Consider the following 18156-nt stretch of genomic DNA (forward strand, 5'->3'; position numbering starts at 1 on the left):
GCCGTCAGCCTTTCTTCATCGTCTCGCCGGGTGCGCGCCAGGCGAGCAGGTCTTCGTCGGGACGGTCGACCGCGCAGCCCCAGTCGAGCGGCTGGTCCTGATCGAAACGCTTGCCGAGCCGCCATGCGATTTCCGCGCGCGCGAGTTGCACGCCCATATAGAACGCGTGGCCGCCGTCGGTGTCGAGATTCAGTTGCGGATAGAGCGCGAAGGGGTCTTCCGCGCGCCGATGGCCGTCGCGGTTGTAGACGTGAATGCCTTCGGCGCTGACCTGGACGCGGAAATTCGGATCGCGCACACCACGCGCCAGTTCGTCGATTTCGTCGGCGCTATAGGGAAACGGCCGCTTCGCATGCACGGTCGCAAGATCGCTGTTGATGCCTTTCGGCAGCACTTGCGCATCGCGCGCGGCATGCATCACGCGGCGCGCGACGTCGGCTTCGCGCAGCGCGCGCCGCGCATGCAGACTCACCGACGTGGTCAGCACCGCGCCGATCCGCAATTCGGCGGCCATGCCGAGCAGCACCGCGTTGATGCCGCTCGTGTCGGCTTCGGTCAACTCCGTCACGTTGCCGATGCCCATCATGATCGCGATGTCCGGATAACGTTCGCGCAAGCGCACGTATCGCGCCACCGACACGGCAAGCCCGAACGGAATCGGGTCCAGGATCGGATCGGCGTAGAAGGCGCGACCGCGTGCGGACAGCTGTTCGATGGCGGTATCGAGCGAGGCCGGGTCGCCCGGCTCGCGCGCGACGAGGATCGGCGTCGACGGCACTTCGTCGGCGATCCAGAGCGTGTCGAGGTTCAGACTCATCAGGTAGTCGGCGCCCGCGCGGCCGCCGCGCAGCAGTTCGTCGGTGCGCATCGAATCGACGCTCACGCGGTAGCCTTCGGCCTTCAGCCGCCGGACCGCGTCTTCGAGATGGGGAAACGGCGTTTCAGGCAGACAGCCGATGTCGATCACGTCGGCGCCCTGAGCCGCATACTCGCGCGCGCGGCGCGCGATACCGTCGAGGTCGAGGCGCGGCGCGTCGACGATCTCCGCAAAAATTTCTGTCTCGTAGCGGCTCAGATCGAACGGCTTCGCCTTGCGGCCGAAAAATTGCGGCAGGTCCTTGACCTCGTCGGGACCGCGCTCGAACGGCACGCCATAGTGAAGGGCGAGGGCATCGAGATCGCCGCGGCAGCGCCCGGGCACGATCACCCGTTGCGCGGTGAGCGGGGCGGGCACGCGGCGCTGGATCAGGTCGGCCGTCATCAACGCGGCGACCTGCAGACCGATTTCGCGGACCTCCCAGCTGAACGGCGTCGGCGCCATGCTGTCGAGCACGCGCAGCAGACTCGGTTCGGCAAGCCGGCCGGTCAGGAAGAGGATGTGGTCCATGCAAGATCGAGGGTCGACAGGCGTTGATCGAGCGCCGCTTTGAGTTCGTCGAGCGAGCGGGCGAGCGTCGTATATTCGAAGCGCGACAGGCGCTCAACGTTGTCGAGTTCGATCGTCCGTGGCCGCAGTTCGACCCATTCGTCGGGGCTCGCCGTGATCACGGTCGGTTCGGTGTCGCATGCAAAGACAATGCCCGGAATGCATTGCTTGCCGGCCTGCGCGTACATGTTGGTGGGCAGCGTGTCCGAGATGCCGTACGCGCATTTGGCGACCGTGTTGCTGGTGGCCGGCGCGATCACGACCGTGTGATAGACGCCGTGATAGAGCATCCCGACCGGCACGCCGCTCGCGCTATTGTCGCGCAGCACGCGGAATTTTTCGCGCAGTTTGTCGATCGGCCAGCCATACAGCGGCAGCACTTCCTCCGCCGCCGCGGACAGGAAGAGGTCCACGCGCGGCAATTGCAGCGCGAGCGCGATGGACTCTTCGAGCAGATGGCCGGAGCCGGTCACGCACCACGCGAAGCGCGCGTCCGGCTTGAAGTCGGCGAGATCGCGTGCGGGCGTGTGGGTCATGCGTCGAGATCGAGCGGCATTCCGTCGGACGGCGAGCCTTCATGCGACAGCCGGATGTGCAGCCGGCGCATCTTCCGGTACAGCGTGTTGCGGCTGATGCCGAGCGCCTTCGCGACATTGCTGACGTTCCAGCGATGCTCGTCGAGCAATGACAACACCGTTTCGCGCTCGTTCAACTGGATCGCATTGAGCGCCGAGATGTCCGCGTCGTCGGTCAGATGCGCGTCCATGTCCGCGCTGGTGAGGCCGAGGGCTGCAGGCATGTCCCCGCCCGGCGCGCGTTGCGTGATTTCGGGCGGCAAGTCCTCGCAACGGATCGGCTGGCCGTCGGACAGCGCGATCGCCATTTGCAGCACGTGGCGCAGTTGCCGGATGTTGCCCGGCCACGCGTAACTCAGCAGCGCGTGTTCGGCTTCGGGGCTCAGTTCCGGCGGATCGTCGGTCTCGTTCGCGAGCAGATGGTGGATCAGCGGCAGCTTGTCGAGCCGCTCGCGCAGCGGCGGCAGGTTTAGCTCGACACCCTTGAGCCGGTAATACAGGTCCTCGCGGAATTGCCCGCTGTGCACGAGTTCGAGCAGATTGCGGTGACTCGCGCTGATCAACTGGAAATTGACCTTGACGGTGGTCTCGGCGCCGAGCGGCGTGACCTCGTGTTCCTCGATCACGCGCAGCAGACGCGCCTGCAACACGAGCGGCATGTCGCCGATCTCGTCGAGAAAGAGCGTGCCGCCGTTGGCCTGCACGATCTTGCCGCGCCGTCCTTCGCGCTGCGCGCCGGTGAACGCACCGGCGCGATAACCGAACAGTTCGCTCTCGATCAGGTTCTCGGGCAGCGACGCACAGTTGACCGGCACGAAAGAACCGCCCGCATGCGGGCTGATGCTATGCAGCGCCTGCGCGAACACTTCCTTGCCGGTGCCGGTTTGGCCTCTGAGCACGATCGGAATCTTGCGCTGGATCACGCGCGCGGCCAGTTGAATCTGCGACGCCATGCGCGGGTCGCCGAACTCCAGGTGCGCGATCTCGTCGAGCTTCGGCGCGGGCGGGCGCTTCTCGGGCGCGCTATGGCGAGCAGCGGCGGGCGCGTCGCTGCCGAGCACGCGCGCGACACGCCCGCTGTTGTTCTGCGAGGTCTGCGCAACGAGAAAGAAGCGGTTCGTCGCGTTCGCGCTGTACACGGTGACCGGATGGAACGAGCCGCGGATGCTGCGCGCGATCATGTCTTCGAGCGACGCGTTGAACGCTTCTTCGATACGCCGCCCGCGCAGTTCGCTGAGCGAGCGGAAGCCGAGCTGGAACAGCGCGCTGCGATTCGCGGCGAGCACTGTGCTGTCGTCCGCGACGGCGAGCTTGCCGCCGTGCAGCGTGCCGACGAATTCCGGACGGCTGTGAAAGTGGATCATGTTCGCGTGACGGTAACGCGCGTCCAGCAAACGGTTTTCGATCATCTGCCGCGACATGCCGACGAGCACCAGCGAGTGCTGTTGCAGCAGCTTGGAGCGGCTCGTCACATCGAGTACGCCCGCGATCTCGCCGCTGTCGTCGAAGATCGGCGCGGCGGAGCAGGTGAGCGACGTATAGCGCGGATAGAAATGCTCGTGCTGACACACGGCGATGCAGTCGCGCTCGGCAAGGCAGGTGCCCATGCCGTTGGTGCCGGCTTCGCGCTCGCTCCATAGCGCGCCGACCCGGAAGCCGTCTTCGGCGACCGCCTCGGCAAACGGCACCGACGACACCTGATGCACGATCGCGCCACCCGCATCGACTAGCACGACCGCAAGTTCGGGGTCGGCGAGTTGCTGATAGAGCGTCGTCATCTCGAGTTTCGAGCAGGCGATCAGATCGCCGAGCGCTTCGCGGCGCGCGCTTAATTCGTACTGCGTGAGGACTGGCGGGGTGACGAAACGCGAGGGGTCGAGCTGAAATTCGTTGATGCAGCGCGCCCACGATTGGGCGACGGATTGGCTCGTCGGGCGTGTGGTCAACTGATGATTCACGACGTTCAACACCTCTCGGACGTGCGTATTGCTGTCAGCGAGCAACGACATGGGGTTTGTCTCCGTTGCGGCATTTCGGACCTGCTTTTGAGCACGCCACGAATGCCGCTTTATCAATCCTGTATTCCCCTGACGCCGCGAATTCGTACGTTCGCATGCGCCTACGCGACCGGCCTCTCTCAGGCGGCTATTTAAAACTCTACGCCCGATGGCGGTTTGGTTCAACAGGAAGTCGCATTATCACCACCGACTGTGCCCGATATTTGCTTTTCTCTATTCGTTGCGTTGTTGACGGGCCTATTCGATGGCGTTGTGGCAGCTTCGGCACAGAGTGTGCCGCCGCCGTCGCCGCTGTTCCTGATGCAGTATTAACCCGAAGCCGCGTCGCGGCGGAGTACACCATGGATCGTATCGATACTGTTCGCCTTGCCGCTTTTCCCGGCGTCTCCGACACCGCCGCAATGCCCGAACGCATGGACATCGTCTTCATCGAAAACTTCGTAGGCCAGACGGTCATCGGTATCGACAGCAGCGAGCAGCACGTCCCGCAGCCGGTGCGCATGAATCTCGCAATCGGCGTGCCGGCGATTCGCGCCTGCACGACGGATCGGATCGAGGACACGGTCAACTATGCGGCCGTACGCAGTGCATTGCTCGATCTGTTCGCGACACATCGGGTCCGGTTGCTCGAAGCGCTCGCGGAAAACATCGCGCAATTACTGATTGCGGATTTCGGCGCTCACTGGGTGCGTGTGTCGCTCGCGAAGCCGGCGAAATTCGACGACGTCGCGGCGGTGGGTGTGCAGATCGAACGGCGACGTGGTGCACTGTCCGCGTCCGGTGCCGGCGTCGTCAGTTACGCATCGCTGGGAGAAGGGCTGGTGCCGAACTGAAACGCGGCAGTTGACGCGGCGCCGCATTAGCGGCGCCATTCACCCCATGCATGCCCCGCATAGGCGGTGCACCGCATCACTACTTCGCGGCCGTAGGTGTCTTCTGCGAACCCAATCCGCACGCCTGATATGCAGTCATCTGCAGCGCGCGGAATTTCTTCGTTTGCGACTTCGCATGGTCGACGCGGAATTCCGAGCCGCCTTCGCCGCCGAGCGTCGCGTACTTCGAGAAGGTCGACTGCGCGACGAATTCGTCGTACGGAAGGGCGGCCGCCATCTTGTCGATCACACACGAGCATTTATAGACGTTCGCGAAATCGTGCCCGTTGTCGTCCATGCAGGTCAGCACGTATTCCACGCGGCCCTGCGTCGGATAGTTGTAGCCGCCCGCCGGAGCGGGCCCGGTTGGCGCATCGCCCTCCGCCCAGCTGAGCGGTGCTGCCAGCGCGAGGCAGGTGAAGGCGAAAAGCGCGCGACATCTTATGGTCATTTTCATGCCTCTGCGGGAGCATTGAGCCTGCTTGTCGAACATAGGTGCGGTCAGCCGTGCAACAGGATGCGCGAGGAGGCGGCCCCTGCGAGCGCCGCGTCTCCTCCCGTACCGCGCGTAATCAGTTCGGTGCGAACGGATGCGCGACGGTGCCTTTCTTCGCGACGACTTCCGCCGCGCTCGGTTCGCCGTTGACGGCGCGTTTGATGGCCTCGCGCGTCGCCTGGTAGTTGAACTGCTGGATCTTCTTGTCGTCCTCCGCCTGCCAGTGAATGAACACGCCGACGCACAGGAACAGATCGTCGGCCTCGTCCTGCGGGATCGTGCCGTCCTCGACACTGTCGGCGACCGCGAGGGCAACCGCGTGCTGCGCAGGGCCGAACATCTGCACGGCCTGCTTCGCGCCCTTGATGGTCACCTTGTTGAAGAGGATCGTGTTCGGCTTGGTGAGCAGATTCGGGGCGACGACCGCGAGCAAAGATGTAAAGCCGTCCTTATTGTTGGTGAGCGCGTTGCAGAATGCGGTTTCCGCAGCCGAACCTCGCGGTCCGATCAGCAAGTCGATGTGCGCGACCTCGTTGCCGTCGCCGACTAGCGACTCCCCGATCATGACGCGGTTGATCTTGGCCATTCTGTTCCTCCGATGAGTGGTAACGGACCTGCTGATTGGCCGCCGCCTGCAATCGTGCTGCTCCTGCATCGCACGGCGGCGTATTGATGTACGGCGGTACTAACTAACATGTTCCGTGCCAGTGCGCGGCCCGGATCGGGTGAGGCCGGTGCTTCAGAGGCTTTCGAGGCAAGCGGCGACGAACAGCGTGGCGACCGCGAGATCGGCACTGGTGCCCGGATTGATTGCGCGCGCCTTGAGCTCGGCATCCCATGCGTCGAGCTGCGCGGCCGCCTCCCCGCGTGACGCATGAAGCGCCGTTTGCCGCCAGCGCGCGTGATGTTCGCGTGCCGCAAGCGTGACACTCTGCGCCAGCGCCATGCCGTGCTTGCGCACAATGTGTGAGTCGGGCCAGCCGCCGAGAAACGCGAGGAACACGCCGAGCATCGCCGCTTCGGGCGCGCCCGCCGGCGCTTCGCGATATGCGGCGAGACCCGTTTCGAAGATGTCCTGACAGCCGTTCGCGTATTGACGGGCGATGCTGTCGCGGTCGCTGGCGAGCCGCATCGCGTCGAGCAGGCCGACCGTCGGCGGCGCATGGACCGACTGCTCGGGGGCGTCGCCGAGGCCGCCTGGATTGGCGAGGGCGATCGCGCGGTAGGCGAGGCGCGCGTCGTCGACGTCGAGGGCCGCCAGCGTGCGTGAAGTCGCCGCGCGCCACGCGTGCGCCGACGGTGCTTGCGCGCAATCCTCCAGCGCCGCGGCGAGCGGTGCGACGAGCAGCACGATGCCGAGGTTCGTGTTGCAGCCGACCGCATCGCGCGTGCGCGTGACCGCATCGAGAATGCGCCGGCCGACCGGTGCGCCGCGCGCGAGCAGCACGTCCGCCGCGGCGTCCGCGCTGGCGAGGAACTGCGCGGCGCTCATGCCGTGGCCGGGGCTTTGCATGCTGACGTTGCCGGGCTTGGGCGTGGCGACGTCGAGTGCGCACGCTTGCAGGAACGCCGCGCGAACCTGGTCCGGTGTGAGCGCGCCGGTCTCAGGCATGGCGTGCGGGCAGCGTGGCGACGGCCGCTGTATCGGCTGACGTATCGGACTGCGTGAGCAAACGCCGCTGCGCGGCGAGCTTGCGCTCGAGCAGGTCATCGGCGAGCGCCGCCGCGAGGTCGAGCCGCGTGACCGACTGCAAGCCGCGCCATGCGGCCACGCCGTTCACTTCGAGCACGAGCGGACGCGCGGCGTCCTCGGGATTGGGGATCAGGTCCACCCCGGCATAGTCGAGGCCGAGCGCGGCGGCCGCCTGCACGGCCGTTTGCGCGAGCGGCGCATCGAGTTCGGCCGGCTCGCAGAGCGCGCCTTGCGCGAAGTTGTGTATCCAGTCCTTGCCGCCGACGCGCCGCATCGCCGCCACCGCGCGCCCGCCGATCACCAGCACGCGCCAGTCGAACCCGGGCCGCCCGCCGGCGACGTAGCGCTGCAGATAAGCGACCTGCCGGTAAGGCCGCAGCGACGGCAATGGCGCAAGCCCGCCACGGCGCGCGCCGAGCCGTTTGAGGCCGTGGCCCTGCGAGCCGAACAACGGCTTGAGCACGACTTCGCGGCCCGCGGCCGCTTCGCGCATCAGTACGCGCTGCGCAAACGCCGCGGATTCGACCGCCCACGTCGCCGGTGTCGGCACGCCGGCGCGGTGCAGCAGGAAGCTGGTCATCGATTTGTCGACGCTGCGCTCGATCGCGCGCGCGTCGTTGTAGACCGGCACGCCGGATTCGCGCAGCGCGTGCAGGATGCCGAGCCGCAGCGTCACCTGCTCGAAGGTGCCGCCGGCGATACCGCGCACGAAGACCGCGTCGGGCAGCGTATGACCGAAGCCCGGCACCACCAGCCCGTGAGGTTGCCACGTGGTGTCGATGCGGCAATCCGCGAGATCGACGCAGCGCGCCTCGGCGCCGCGCGCGCGGAACGCTTTTTTCAGGCGTCCGGTGTGCCAGCCGGTTTCGTCGGTCAGGATCGCGATGCGCACGCCCGCGTGCTTTGCGTCGGACTTCGCGTCAGGGTCGGTGGCGGGCGTTGCACCGGCTCGCGTGAGCGTCATGGCGCGACGGGCTTGCCGCCCCATTGATCTTGCAACAACGCGCTTTCGAGCCGCCCGCCGTGGTAGGTCGCGCCGCTTTCGAGGCTGCTCACCCACACTTCGGCGGGCGCGAACAGCGCCGGATCGATCTGGTAGAAGTCGAAATTGAACGACGTGAAGATGTCCGCGAACGGCCGTCCATAGTCGCGCGAATTCGCGGCGGGCAAGCTTTCGGCGAGGCGCCGCGCAGTGTCGTCGCGCCTGACGGTCAGATGGACGCGGCCGCCGTAGAGGATCGCGTCGTTGGTGCGGCCCATCGCCTGGATGCCGTCGGGCGCGGGCGGCGGCAACGGGGCCGAGCCCGCGCCTTCCACGACTTCATCGAGCGGCACACCGAGCACATGCGTCTTGTGCAGTGCAACTTCGACGACGCGCGCCACCACCTGTACAGTCCCCGCGACAGAGTGTGTCGGCGTGACGATCAGCGTGAGTCCTTCGGGCGCGAGGCCGCAATCGTGCAGCACCTTATCGATGATCACCTGCGGCGGCATGCGGTCCACTTCGAGCACCAGCACACCGCGCTCATGGCGGTCGCGATAGCCGAGTTCGGCGAACAGCGGCTCCTTGACGGCCAGCGCGCGCGCGGGACCGGAGCCGAGCGAAAAGAACTTCTTGCCGCCGGTCTGCTCCTTGGTGGCCGCGAGGCTCCACCCCGCGTATTGACTGCCGAGACAGGCCAGCACCGGCGACGACGTGCGCGCTTCGATCATCGTGGGCCAGAGCGGCGCCGCGTCGAAGTTCGAGTGCACCGCGACGCGGCCGAGTCCGCCCATGCAAATGCGCGCGATCAGCACACCGGCGTCGATGCTGCCGGGGGCTTCGACGCCGGCGTCCGCGATCACGGTGCCGCCGGCTGTATGGCTGATGACGACGCCAAGGCGCGCTGCATCGTCGATCAGCCGGGCGACGAGGCGCTCGCTCAGCGCGTTGACGCTGGGTGCGGCGGCTGCGCGGGAAGTGTCAGGCGAGGGAGGGGAGGCGGACATGGTCGGGCTCATCGCAGGTTTCGATTCGTTGCAGGACGAGGGCGCGCTGCGCATCGAGCGCGCGCCGCACCGCGTCCACCGAGGCCGCGCGCACGAGCAGCGTGCAGACGGGCTGCCCGGCTTCGACGCGCGTGCCGGGCATCGGCACGTCGCGGCACTGACGATCGCGCAGACAGGCGTCGGAGAATTCGGCTGACACATTGAACGGCGCTGGCGCGAACAGCACGCGCTGGCCGGTACGCCAGCGCGGCTCGCGCGCCAGGGCCGCGCTGCGATTCGACGGCAGCCGGTCGAAACGGCACGCGTCGAGATGGCATTGGAGCAGCCCGTGCGGCCATGCATCAGGCGACGCGGTTTCGTAAAGCGCCATCGTGGAGGAGGGCCGCGCGTTGATTTCGAGCAGTTCGAACGCGTCGCCGTCGAGCAGGAAGTCGCAGCTGTTGAGGCCGATCAGGCCGGTTCGCGCACAGAGTGCTTCGAGGGCGGATTGCACGCGCGCCGCGACCTGCGGCGGCACATCGATCGGACCGATCGATCCGGCATGGACGAACGCCAGTTCGCCCAGTGCGCAGGTGAGTTGCTCCGCGAAACCGATCAGTTGCGCGCGGCCTTGCGCGCCGATAAAGAGCGCCGACAGCGACCGGCCGCGACCGATGCGCTGGAAATAGCCTTGCGCGGGCACGCTCTGCGCGCCGAGCGCCGCGAGCGGTTTGATGTGCGTGCCGCCGCAACCGTCGGCGAGCTTGAACAGCCAGCCCGCCTGGGCCGTCGCAGGTCGCGCGAACGCAACGGCAGGATGCGGGATATGCAGTTCATCGAGCAGCGCAAAAAAACGTCGTGGCTCGCGCACGGCGGCGCTCGCTTCGGCCGTGTTGCCGATGAAACGGGGCAAGCCGGGTGCACCGCACAATTGCGCGATCAGCGGCTCCAGTCCGCTGCCGCCGATCCAGCCGAGAAAACGCGGCAGACGCGCCACGCGCTCCAGCGCATGCGTGAGCCGCTCGCGATCGATCGTCAGCGCGCCGCCACCTCCGCCGATATCGCACCACACCTCGGCGGCCGCGCGCGTATCGCGATCGCCGAAGAGGTCGAGTGCGGCGACCCGCAGCCCCGCGCGCGTCGCGGACTGGGCGAGCAGACGCGCGGACAGCCCCGCCACCGCGACGAACGGCGCCTGTGCGAGCGGCTGACGCGGCGTCGTCACGGCCGGCTCAACCGAGGCCTGCCGCGACCTCGCGGGCTTCGTCGAAGGCTTGCGGAAAACCGAGGTAGACCGGCTTGCCGCCGGTGCGCATGCGCATGAAGAGCCGGTGTTCGACCTGATACTTGACGTTGCCGATCGCCAGCGCGCCGATGCCGACCGCGCCCGCGTTGGGCACGCCGTCGATGGGCTTGCCGTCGTTCATCACGTTGACGCCGGCAATGCCTTCCGGCGGCACGGCGTTGACGTCCGCGGCGATCAGCAGGCGTTTCGCAAACGCGAGGTCGTCGCTGCTGATCACCTGGACGCCCGCCACGGCGGTGGCGAGCACGATCTCCGCATCGGCCAGCGCGCCGCGCAATTCGTCCGGCGTCGCCACGCTGATGCCGTTGGTGACGATGCCGAAGCGCTGGTTGATTTCCGCCGAGACACCGAGCGCGCGGGCGCGATCGTGGTGGCTCGCGATCGTCACGTCGGCGCCGCGCGAGGCGGCCATCGCCGCCGCGACGCGTCCGACCGCGCCGGTCCCGCCGAGAATCAGCATGCGCTTGCCGCCCAGCTCCATGCCGTGCTGTTTGCCGAGATGCCGCTCGACGAGGGCGACGGCCGCGGCCGCCGTCGTGTACGAGCCGCTCGGATCGGCGAACACCGACACTTCGAACGGCGGCACCATCGCCTTGCGCGCGGTGTCGAGCATGTCGGCGGCCTGCATCACGTCGCGTCCGCCGATGAAGATGCCGGTGCGCGACACGCCTTTCGGGCCACGCGAAAAGATCGCGTCCTGGGTCAGGTTCGCGACCATGTTCGGCAGCACGTTGCAGTACGGCACGATGACCTGGTAGCCCGCGTCGGCCGCCATGTTGACGTCGAACGGACTCATCTGCGGCGTGGCCGTGAGCATGTGCAGGATATAGGGCCTTTCAATGGTTTCGGACATGGCAGCAGGCTCGTTCCGGTTTCAGTGGCAAGGTGGTGGACCGCGCAAGCGAAGGGCTCGTGGCAGCGCGCCGATGGTGGCGATGGTGCGCCGCCGCGTGCGGGCTCCTGCAACGGGCGCAGGACCTGAGGGGCGTCATGCGGCGTCGATCCGCTGCGCGTGCGCGTCGGTGTTGCGAATGACCGCGCCGCTGTTTCGCGCGGCGACGACCGTGCATTCGATATGCGGCATCGCGCGGGCCGCTTCGCGCGCGGTGGCGAGCGCGCTGTCGGCATCGGGCGCGCTCGGGAGAATGGCAAAGCCCGTCGGGCCCCACGAAGTCTGGCCGATGCCCGCCGTCCGTTCGGCGGCGACCGCGCGCAGCACGCGCTCGACGTCGGGGCTCGCGAACACGCCGCCTTGCACGCTGGCGAAGTATTCGCCGATGGTCTGCTGCATGTCGGTGAGGCCCTCGGCGAACGGCACGAAGTGATGCTCGGCCGCGCCCGGCAGAATGCGCATCAGCACCAGATGACACAGGTGCGCGGCAAGCGCCTGCGGAAACGGCGCGAGCGAGGCGAGGGCGCGGCGCTCCTCTGCACCGTGCAAACCCTGGCGGGCGTGGTCGCTCACGAGGAGCACGCGCCATTCGTGCGGAAACGGCTGGCGTGCGAGCAGCGGCGGCACGCCCTGATGGAGATCGCCGGCCGGTCCGCCGTCCAGCAGCAGGCCACCCGCATCGAAACCGAGAATGCCGATGCCGGAGCGCGCACCGCGCCCGAGCAACCCGGCGATCTCGGCGGTGCTCGCCGGATGGCCGAGCAGGCGCACGAACGCGGTGCCGACGGCCAGCGCGAGCTGCGTGCCGGAGCCGAGGCCGGTGTGCGCACGCGGCGCATGCGTGACGTCGATCGCGACCGTCGCGGCTCCGTAGGCGGCCTGCAACCGCGCGAGGCAAAGCGCGATGCGCTCGCGGTCCGCTTCGGTCACCGCGCCCTCGATCCGCTCGCGCTCCGCGAGGCGTGCTTCGAGCCTTGTGCCCTGCGCGTCGATCACCAGTCCCAGGCTGCCGAACGCACGTCCTAGCGACGCGTTCGGGTCGAGAAAACCCAGATGCAGGCGCGCGGGCGCATCGACGGTGATGGCGGTGTGAGGCGGAAGGCGGCGAAACTGGAGCGGCATCGCAAGTATCCTTGTGGGTGCGCTGAACAGGGTCTGGCCGAAGGGCGCCGGTGGATTCGGCGCGGTGCATCGCGGCAGCGCGCCGGGCGAGTTCAAGCAGAAGCCGTACCAGGCGCGCAGGCGTGCGGCCAGCGCGGGAGAGCGCCGCCTCACGCGACAATCAGGCCACTTGAATAGCCGCTTCAGGTCGCGGTGAAACGCGCCGCCTGCCGTGTTGTCCCGCGTACGTGTGGACGCTGTGTGACGCCGAAGGTGCACTGTGTCACGCGGTGTTGCACCCTGGCGTCATCGCATCGCGGCGGTCACCGCGAGGCACACGTCCGGCAAGCGGGAATGCGCGGTAGGGGAAAACCCCTCACTCGCCTTGCGCGGGTTTCGGCGCGTCGTACTTGATATAGCGAAAGCGCTGATCGTCGGACGGCGTGCCTTCGAGCGGACCGTCCTCGAGCCCGGGTTGCCACTGGATCACCGACTCCATTTTCGTGGCGAGCGCGAAGTCCTTGTCCGTGATGCCTTTCGCGCTATGCGTCTTGAGCTTCACGGTCACGAATGCGTAGGAGACCGTCAGATCCGGATGATGCCAGGCGGCCTCCGCGAGATGGCCCACTGTATTGACCACCATCAGCGTGCCCTTCCAGCCTTCGGTCCGGTACTTGCGCCGCAGCCAGCCGTCCTCGAGATACCAGTGCTGCAGCGGACCGACGAGGCGTTGCTGGATCTCCTCGTCGGAATAGACCTGCTCTGTCTTTGCCATGACCGTTCTCCTCGGAAGCGGGCAACGCCCGCCGAACTACGGAATGCTGCAAGTGCCGGGCCAGTTCGCACGGGTAGATGACTCGCAAAGGACACGCTTCGTATCACCGGCGTGACACAGTATGTGTCGCATCGCGTAACGCAACGGGTTCACGCGTGTCACATCCGTCGCATTGCGCGGCATCGGTGATGAGCCCTGCAACGGCCGCCTCGCGACGCGCGACTCGTGCAGCGGGGCTCGCGTGCCGCACGGCAACCCGATGCCGGCCATAGGCTGTCCTTCGGCGCCACAGTCGGCATGGAATATGCGTTGGCCGTTAATGCGCCGCGAAGCCCGACGTCGAATCGGGACAGCGCGTAAATCGTTACCTGCACTCGAGAAGGCGCGCACGATGCGTGCGAGGTAGCGTGGGTCATTCGTGAGTTGAACAGCAAGACAATTCTGGAGGAGACATGAACTTACGCACCACGGTTCTTGGGCTCGCGATCCTCGCATCGGCAGCCTTTAGCTCTATCGTCGCACAGGCCGATCCGCAGCTCGACGGCCTGATGAAGAATCCATCCAACTGGGCGGCCCAGGCGGGCGATTATGCGAATCACCGCTACAGCCCGCTCAAACAGATCAACGAGAACAACGTCGGCAAGCTACAGGTCGCCTGGACCATGTCGACTGGCGTGCTGCGCGGTCATGAAGGCTCGCCGCTCGTGATCGGCGACACGATGTACATCCACTCGCCGTTTCCCAACAAGGTCATCGCGATCAACCTGAAGGACCAGACGTTCGCCTGGCAATACCAACCGAAACAGGACGAGCAGGTCGTCTCCGTGATGTGCTGCGATACCGTCAACCGCGGTCTCGCTTATGGCGACGGCAAGATCTTCCTGCAACAGGCCGACACCAAACTCGTGGCGCTCAACGCGAAGACGGGCGATGTGGTCTGGACCGCGCAGAACGGCAATCCGAAAGCGGGTGAAACCAACACCAACGCGCCGCATGTTTTCGGCGACAAGGTGGTGACCGGCATTTCGGGCGGTGAATTCGGCGTGCGCGGACGGCTCATCGCGTATGACATCAAGACCGGCAAGCCGGTCTGGACGGCCTATAGCACGGGCCCCGACAACGAAATGCTGCTCGACCCGCAAAAGACGATGACCTATACCGACGGCAAGATGGTGCCGGTCGGCGCGGATTCGTCGCTCAAGTCGTGGAAGGGGGATCAGTGGAAGCTGGGCGGCGGCACCACGTGGGGCTGGTATGCGTGGGACCCGAAACTCAACCTGATCTACTACGGCACCGGCAATCCGGGCACATGGAACCCGACGCAACGTCCGGGCGACAACAAATGGTCGATGTCGATCTTCGCGCGCGACCTGAATACCGGCACGGCTCGCTGGGTCTACCAGATGACGCCGCACGACGAATGGGATTATGACGGCGTCAACGAAATGATCCTGTCCGACCTGAACATCGGCGGCAAGAAGGTGCCCTCGATCGTCCACTTCGATCGCAACGGTTTCGGCTACACGCTCAATCGTGAAACCGGCCAGTTGCTCGTCGCGCAGAAGTACGACCCGGCGGTGAACTGGGCCGATCGCGTCGACCTGAAGAGCGGCCTGCCGATCCGCAACGCGGCGTACTCGACCCAGGCAGCAGGCTCGGATCACAACGTGAAGAACATCTGCCCGGCGGCGCTCGGTTCGAAAGACCAGCAACCGGCTGCGTTCGATCCGAACTCGAACCTGTTCCTCGTGCCGACCAACCACGTCTGCATGGACTACGAGCCGTTCGATGTCGACTACGTGTCGGGACAGCCGTACGTCGGCGCCACGCTGTCGATGTATCCCGGCCCGAACGAGAACAACGCGATGGGCAACTTCATCGCGTGGGATGCGAGCAAGGGCAAGATCGTCTACTCGAAGCCGGAGAAGTTCTCGGTGTGGTCGGGTGTGCTCGCCACGGCCGGCGGCGTGGCCTTCTACGGCACGCTGGAAGGCTACCTGAAGGCAGTCCGCATCAAGGACGGCAAGGAACTGTGGCGCTTCAAGACGCCGTCGGGGATCATCGGCAACGTCTTCACGTATGAGTACGGCGGCAAGCAGTTCGTCGGCGTGTACTCGGGCATCGGCGGCTGGGCCGGTATCGGCATGGCGGCCGGTCTGGAAAAGTCGACCGAAGGTCTGGGCGCGGTCGGCGGCTATCGTGAACTCGCGAAGTACACCGCGCTAGGCGGCACGCTCTTCGTGTTCGCGATCCCGAGCGAAAAGAGCTGAAACACCGGAGCTGAAACACCGGAGCGGATTGATACCCACGGCCGGCGCGTCCGTTGTACGGAGGGCGCACCGGCCGGCTCCCCAGTCCGTTCCGCACACACGAATCACCCCACGCGCGCCCGTTTCGCCGATGCGTCGCCTACACGCAGCGGGGGCGCCGTTCATCCTGAAGGAGACATGTGCATGAAAGGCCGATCAATCTTGTTGCTCGCGACACTGCCCGCGGCACTTGTCCTGCTACCCGTCGGGTACGCTCAGAACAATCCCTCGATTGCGCAGGTCGCATACAAGGTGGTCGACGGTAGCAAGGTCGACAGTAATACGTTGCAAGGGTGGAAAACATGGCGCGCGCTCGCTTGCGAACGCTGCCACGGCGCGCAGCAGCAAGGCATGGTGGGACCGTCGCTGATCGACGCGTTCAAGACGCTCGACAAGACCGAGTTTCATCGCACGGTGTTCGGCGGCCGGGTGGAGAAGGGCATGCCCGATTTCAGCACGAGCCAGATGATGCAGAAGAACTGGGAAAACCTCTATGCTTATCTGAAAGGGCGCTCCGACGGCCAGATCAAGCCGGGCGATCTGCAGGCCATCGATGCTGCTAAATGAGGCCGGCGCAACTCTTTCGGAGGCTCACGATGCGTCATAAAAAAAGAAGCATGTCCGTGCACGCCGCGCTCAGCGCGGCCGCGCTTTGCTGCGCTGCGCTCGCGAGCGCAGCGGTGAGGGCGGACGGCCCCGAGCTACCCAATAACGACGGCGCGGACGGCATCCTCAGAGTGTGCGCGGACCCGAACAACATGCCGCTGTCCAACAGCAAGGGCGAGGGCTACGAAAACCGGATCGCGAGCCAGATGGCGAGCGATTTCGGCTACAAGCTGGAGTACACCTACTTCCCGCAGCGCATGGGCTTCGTGCGCCACACGTTGCGCGAGAAGGAGGACGGCAGCGAGCGCTTCAAGTGCGACCTGATCATTGGCGTGCCGAAGGGCTACGACATGACGTCGACCACGCAACCGTATCTGCGATCGACCTATGCGATGGTGTTCCCGAATCGTCCCGAATTCGCCAGCATCAAGACGCCCGACGACCTGCTGAAGCTGCCGCCCGAACAGTTGAAAAAACTGCGCTTCGGCATCTTTTCGCAGACCCCGGCGGTGGACTGGCTGCTCAGCCACAATCTGATCGATCAGGCGGTTTCGTACCGGGTGCAAAGCGGCGATCCGCAGGAGTATCCCGGCCAGATGATCGAACACGATCTGAGCGCGGGCAACGTCGACGTGGTGTTTCTGTGGGGGCCGATCGCCGGTTACTTCGCGAAGCACGCCGGCGACACGGTCAGGCTCGTGCCGTTTCCCGCAGGGCCCGGCATCCGCTTCGACTATGCGATCTCGATGGGCGTGCGTTACGGCGAAAAGGCGTGGAAAGACAAGGTGGATCAATGGATCGGCGCGAACCACGACAAGATCGACAACATTCTCACCAGCTACCAGGTGCCGCTGCTCAAGCCGGTCGACGTGCCGGCGGCCAAACCCGGCGACGCGTCGCCATGATGGAGGCACGAAGCGCTTTGCTTCGCGCGGCGGCGGCATGGATGACGATGTGGGCGACGTGCGCCGTGCCGCTCGCCGCGCACGCGGCGGATGCGCCCGGCACCGGCGCCATCACGCCGGCGGAACAGCTGATCTTCACGACGGATCATCTGCACGGTGTCGCTGCGCAGACCGAGCTCGACTACGCGATGGTCGATTCCGAAAAGCCGTCGCGCAACGCCGATCTCGTCAAGGTGCTGGTGGTCAGCCCGGATAACGCGAAAGGCGACGCCCAGGTGTCGGACCATAGCGGCAGCGTGCCGTTGCCGAACGGCGGGCTGCAATGCAACCCCGTGATCATCTATTTTCTGGAGCGAGACATCACGGAGATGCAGGGTCTGACGGGCGGACAGCGGCGCTATTTTCAACAGCGCCTGCGCCTCGCGCTCGCGGCCGGACCGCAGATCGAGAGCGTGACGGCCGAAGCCGGCGGCAAGTCCGTGCGTGCCCGGCGCATTGTCGTGCAGCCGTATCTGAACGACCCGAACGCGGCGCGTTTCGCGCAACTCACGGGCAAGCGCTACACCTTCCTGCTTGCCGATGACGTGCCGGGCCAGGTGGTCCTGATTCGCACCGATGTGCCGGGCGCGAACAACGACTTCGCGCATCCGGCGCATTCCGAGACGCTGAGCTTCCAGTCGGTGCTGCGCAAATTGCCGACACCGGAGAAGGCGCCGTTGAAGTCGTCGAATGCGCCACGGGCGAGCCGTTAGCGCGGCTGCCTGCGATGGCAGTTGCGGCTTGTCGCTGGCCGCTTGTCGCGCGATTGCGCGGCCGTGCCGTGTTACGTCCGCCGCGCGCCCTTGAACTTCCACAAGGAATTCACGCATGTTGATCGACACCCACGACTACGCCCCGACACTGAAGCAGGCCATCGGCGAACTCGGCGCCGCCGCGCCGGCCACGCTCGCCGGCTTCCAGGCGCTCGACGGCGCCGCTGCCCGCGCCGGCACGCTGGACGCGAAAACGCGCGAGCTGATCGCGCTGGCGGTCGCCGTCACCACCCGTTGCGACGGCTGCATTGCGCTGCATAGCGCCGCCGCCGCGAAGGCAGGGGCGAGCCGGGACGAGGTGGCGCAGGCGCTGTCGGTGGCGATCGCGCTGAACGCGGGCGCGGCGCTGGTCTATTCCGCGCGCGCGCTCGACGCCTTCGGTCAGCAGAGCGGCTAGCCCAC

18 protein-coding genes are annotated in these 18156 nt (G+C 66.3%); 6 read left to right on the forward strand and 12 right to left on the reverse strand.

Annotated elements, in window-relative coordinates; genetic code table 11:
* Positions 1-4: 4 nt before the first annotated feature.
* From ACZ9H4_RS15670 to ACZ9H4_RS15680, 3 genes are read right to left on the reverse strand one after another with little or no spacing between them, the layout of a single operon-like run.
* Positions 5-1387 carry a DUF6513 domain-containing protein gene (locus ACZ9H4_RS15670; protein WP_408141329.1) on the reverse strand — a complete coding sequence of 461 codons (1383 nt, stop codon included), beginning with the start codon at positions 1385-1387 and terminating at the stop codon, positions 5-7.
* On the reverse strand, positions 1366-1962 hold the full coding sequence (locus ACZ9H4_RS15675) for a flavoprotein (RefSeq protein ID WP_408141330.1): 597 nt from the start codon (positions 1960-1962) through the stop codon (positions 1366-1368). Before ACZ9H4_RS15675 ends, ACZ9H4_RS15670 begins: the two co-directional genes overlap by 22 nt.
* Positions 1959-4010, reverse strand: a complete 2052-nt coding sequence (locus tag ACZ9H4_RS15680; protein WP_408141331.1) for a sigma-54-dependent Fis family transcriptional regulator — start codon at positions 4008-4010, stop codon at positions 1959-1961. The genes ACZ9H4_RS15675 and ACZ9H4_RS15680 overlap by 4 nt, the downstream gene beginning before the upstream one ends.
* A 350-nt stretch (positions 4011-4360) precedes the next feature.
* Between ACZ9H4_RS15680 and ACZ9H4_RS15685 the strand changes: the two genes are divergently transcribed.
* Entirely contained in the window at positions 4361-4852 is a 492-nt protein-coding gene (locus ACZ9H4_RS15685) for a dihydroneopterin aldolase (protein WP_408326983.1), read from the forward strand.
* Between the two features lie 79 nt (positions 4853-4931).
* Here the strand turns inward: ACZ9H4_RS15685 and ACZ9H4_RS15690 are convergent, their stop codons facing one another.
* From ACZ9H4_RS15690 to ACZ9H4_RS15730, 9 genes are all read right to left on the reverse strand, one after another.
* Complete coding sequence (locus ACZ9H4_RS15690) at positions 4932-5342, reverse strand: hypothetical protein (protein ID WP_408141333.1); 411 nt, start codon at positions 5340-5342, stop codon at positions 4932-4934.
* A 121-nt stretch (positions 5343-5463) separates the two neighbouring features.
* Positions 5464-5973 (reverse strand): formaldehyde-activating enzyme, encoded by a 510-nt coding sequence (gene fae / locus ACZ9H4_RS15695; RefSeq protein WP_408141334.1) that lies wholly within the window; start codon positions 5971-5973, stop codon positions 5464-5466.
* Between the two features lie 153 nt (positions 5974-6126).
* Positions 6127-6999, reverse strand: coding sequence for a triphosphoribosyl-dephospho-CoA synthase (locus ACZ9H4_RS15700; protein ID WP_476119533.1), 873 nt, complete (start codon positions 6997-6999; stop codon positions 6127-6129).
* Positions 6992-8044 (reverse strand): ATP-grasp domain-containing protein, encoded by a 1053-nt coding sequence (locus ACZ9H4_RS15705; RefSeq protein WP_408326976.1) that lies wholly within the window; start codon positions 8042-8044, stop codon positions 6992-6994. The genes ACZ9H4_RS15700 and ACZ9H4_RS15705 overlap by 8 nt, the downstream gene beginning before the upstream one ends.
* Positions 8041-9081: a methenyltetrahydromethanopterin cyclohydrolase gene (gene mch / locus ACZ9H4_RS15710; RefSeq protein WP_408141337.1), complete on the reverse strand. Its 1041-nt coding sequence runs from the start codon at positions 9079-9081 to the stop codon at positions 8041-8043. The genes ACZ9H4_RS15705 and mch overlap by 4 nt, the downstream gene beginning before the upstream one ends.
* Positions 9044-10273 (reverse strand): ATP-grasp domain-containing protein, encoded by a 1230-nt coding sequence (locus ACZ9H4_RS15715; RefSeq protein ID WP_476119536.1) that lies wholly within the window; start codon positions 10271-10273, stop codon positions 9044-9046. Before ACZ9H4_RS15715 ends, mch begins: the two co-directional genes overlap by 38 nt.
* A gap of 7 nt (positions 10274-10280) precedes the next feature.
* Complete coding sequence (locus ACZ9H4_RS15720; RefSeq protein WP_408155808.1) at positions 10281-11207, reverse strand: NAD(P)-dependent methylenetetrahydromethanopterin dehydrogenase; 927 nt, start codon at positions 11205-11207, stop codon at positions 10281-10283.
* A gap of 135 nt (positions 11208-11342) precedes the next feature.
* Positions 11343-12368: a beta-ribofuranosylaminobenzene 5'-phosphate synthase family protein gene (locus ACZ9H4_RS15725; protein ID WP_476119538.1), complete on the reverse strand. Its 1026-nt coding sequence runs from the start codon at positions 12366-12368 to the stop codon at positions 11343-11345.
* Between the two features lie 355 nt (positions 12369-12723).
* Positions 12724-13122 (reverse strand): 4a-hydroxytetrahydrobiopterin dehydratase, encoded by a 399-nt coding sequence (locus ACZ9H4_RS15730; RefSeq protein WP_408141341.1) that lies wholly within the window; start codon positions 13120-13122, stop codon positions 12724-12726.
* Positions 13123-13574: 452 nt separating this feature from the next.
* Here ACZ9H4_RS15730 and ACZ9H4_RS15735 point away from each other — a divergent pair, with 452 nt between their 5' ends.
* The 5 genes from ACZ9H4_RS15735 (at position 13575) to ACZ9H4_RS15755 (ending at position 18151) form a co-directional block, all read left to right on the forward strand.
* Positions 13575-15392 (forward strand): methanol/ethanol family PQQ-dependent dehydrogenase, encoded by a 1818-nt coding sequence (locus ACZ9H4_RS15735; protein ID WP_408141342.1) that lies wholly within the window; start codon positions 13575-13577, stop codon positions 15390-15392.
* Between the two features lie 183 nt (positions 15393-15575).
* Positions 15576-15998 carry a c-type cytochrome gene (locus ACZ9H4_RS15740; protein WP_408141343.1) on the forward strand — a complete coding sequence of 141 codons (423 nt, stop codon included), beginning with the start codon at positions 15576-15578 and terminating at the stop codon, positions 15996-15998.
* Between the two features lie 29 nt (positions 15999-16027).
* Positions 16028-16942: a substrate-binding domain-containing protein gene (locus ACZ9H4_RS15745; RefSeq protein WP_408326961.1), complete on the forward strand. Its 915-nt coding sequence runs from the start codon at positions 16028-16030 to the stop codon at positions 16940-16942.
* Positions 16939-17694, forward strand: a complete 756-nt coding sequence (locus ACZ9H4_RS15750) for a hypothetical protein (RefSeq protein ID WP_408141345.1) — start codon at positions 16939-16941, stop codon at positions 17692-17694. The genes ACZ9H4_RS15745 and ACZ9H4_RS15750 overlap by 4 nt, the downstream gene beginning before the upstream one ends.
* A gap of 118 nt (positions 17695-17812) precedes the next feature.
* On the forward strand, positions 17813-18151 hold the full coding sequence (locus ACZ9H4_RS15755) for a carboxymuconolactone decarboxylase family protein (RefSeq protein ID WP_408141513.1): 339 nt from the start codon (positions 17813-17815) through the stop codon (positions 18149-18151).
* The last annotated feature ends 5 nt before the right edge of the window (positions 18152-18156 follow it).

It is taken from the genome of Paraburkholderia sp. TE9906 (assembly GCF_056279605.1).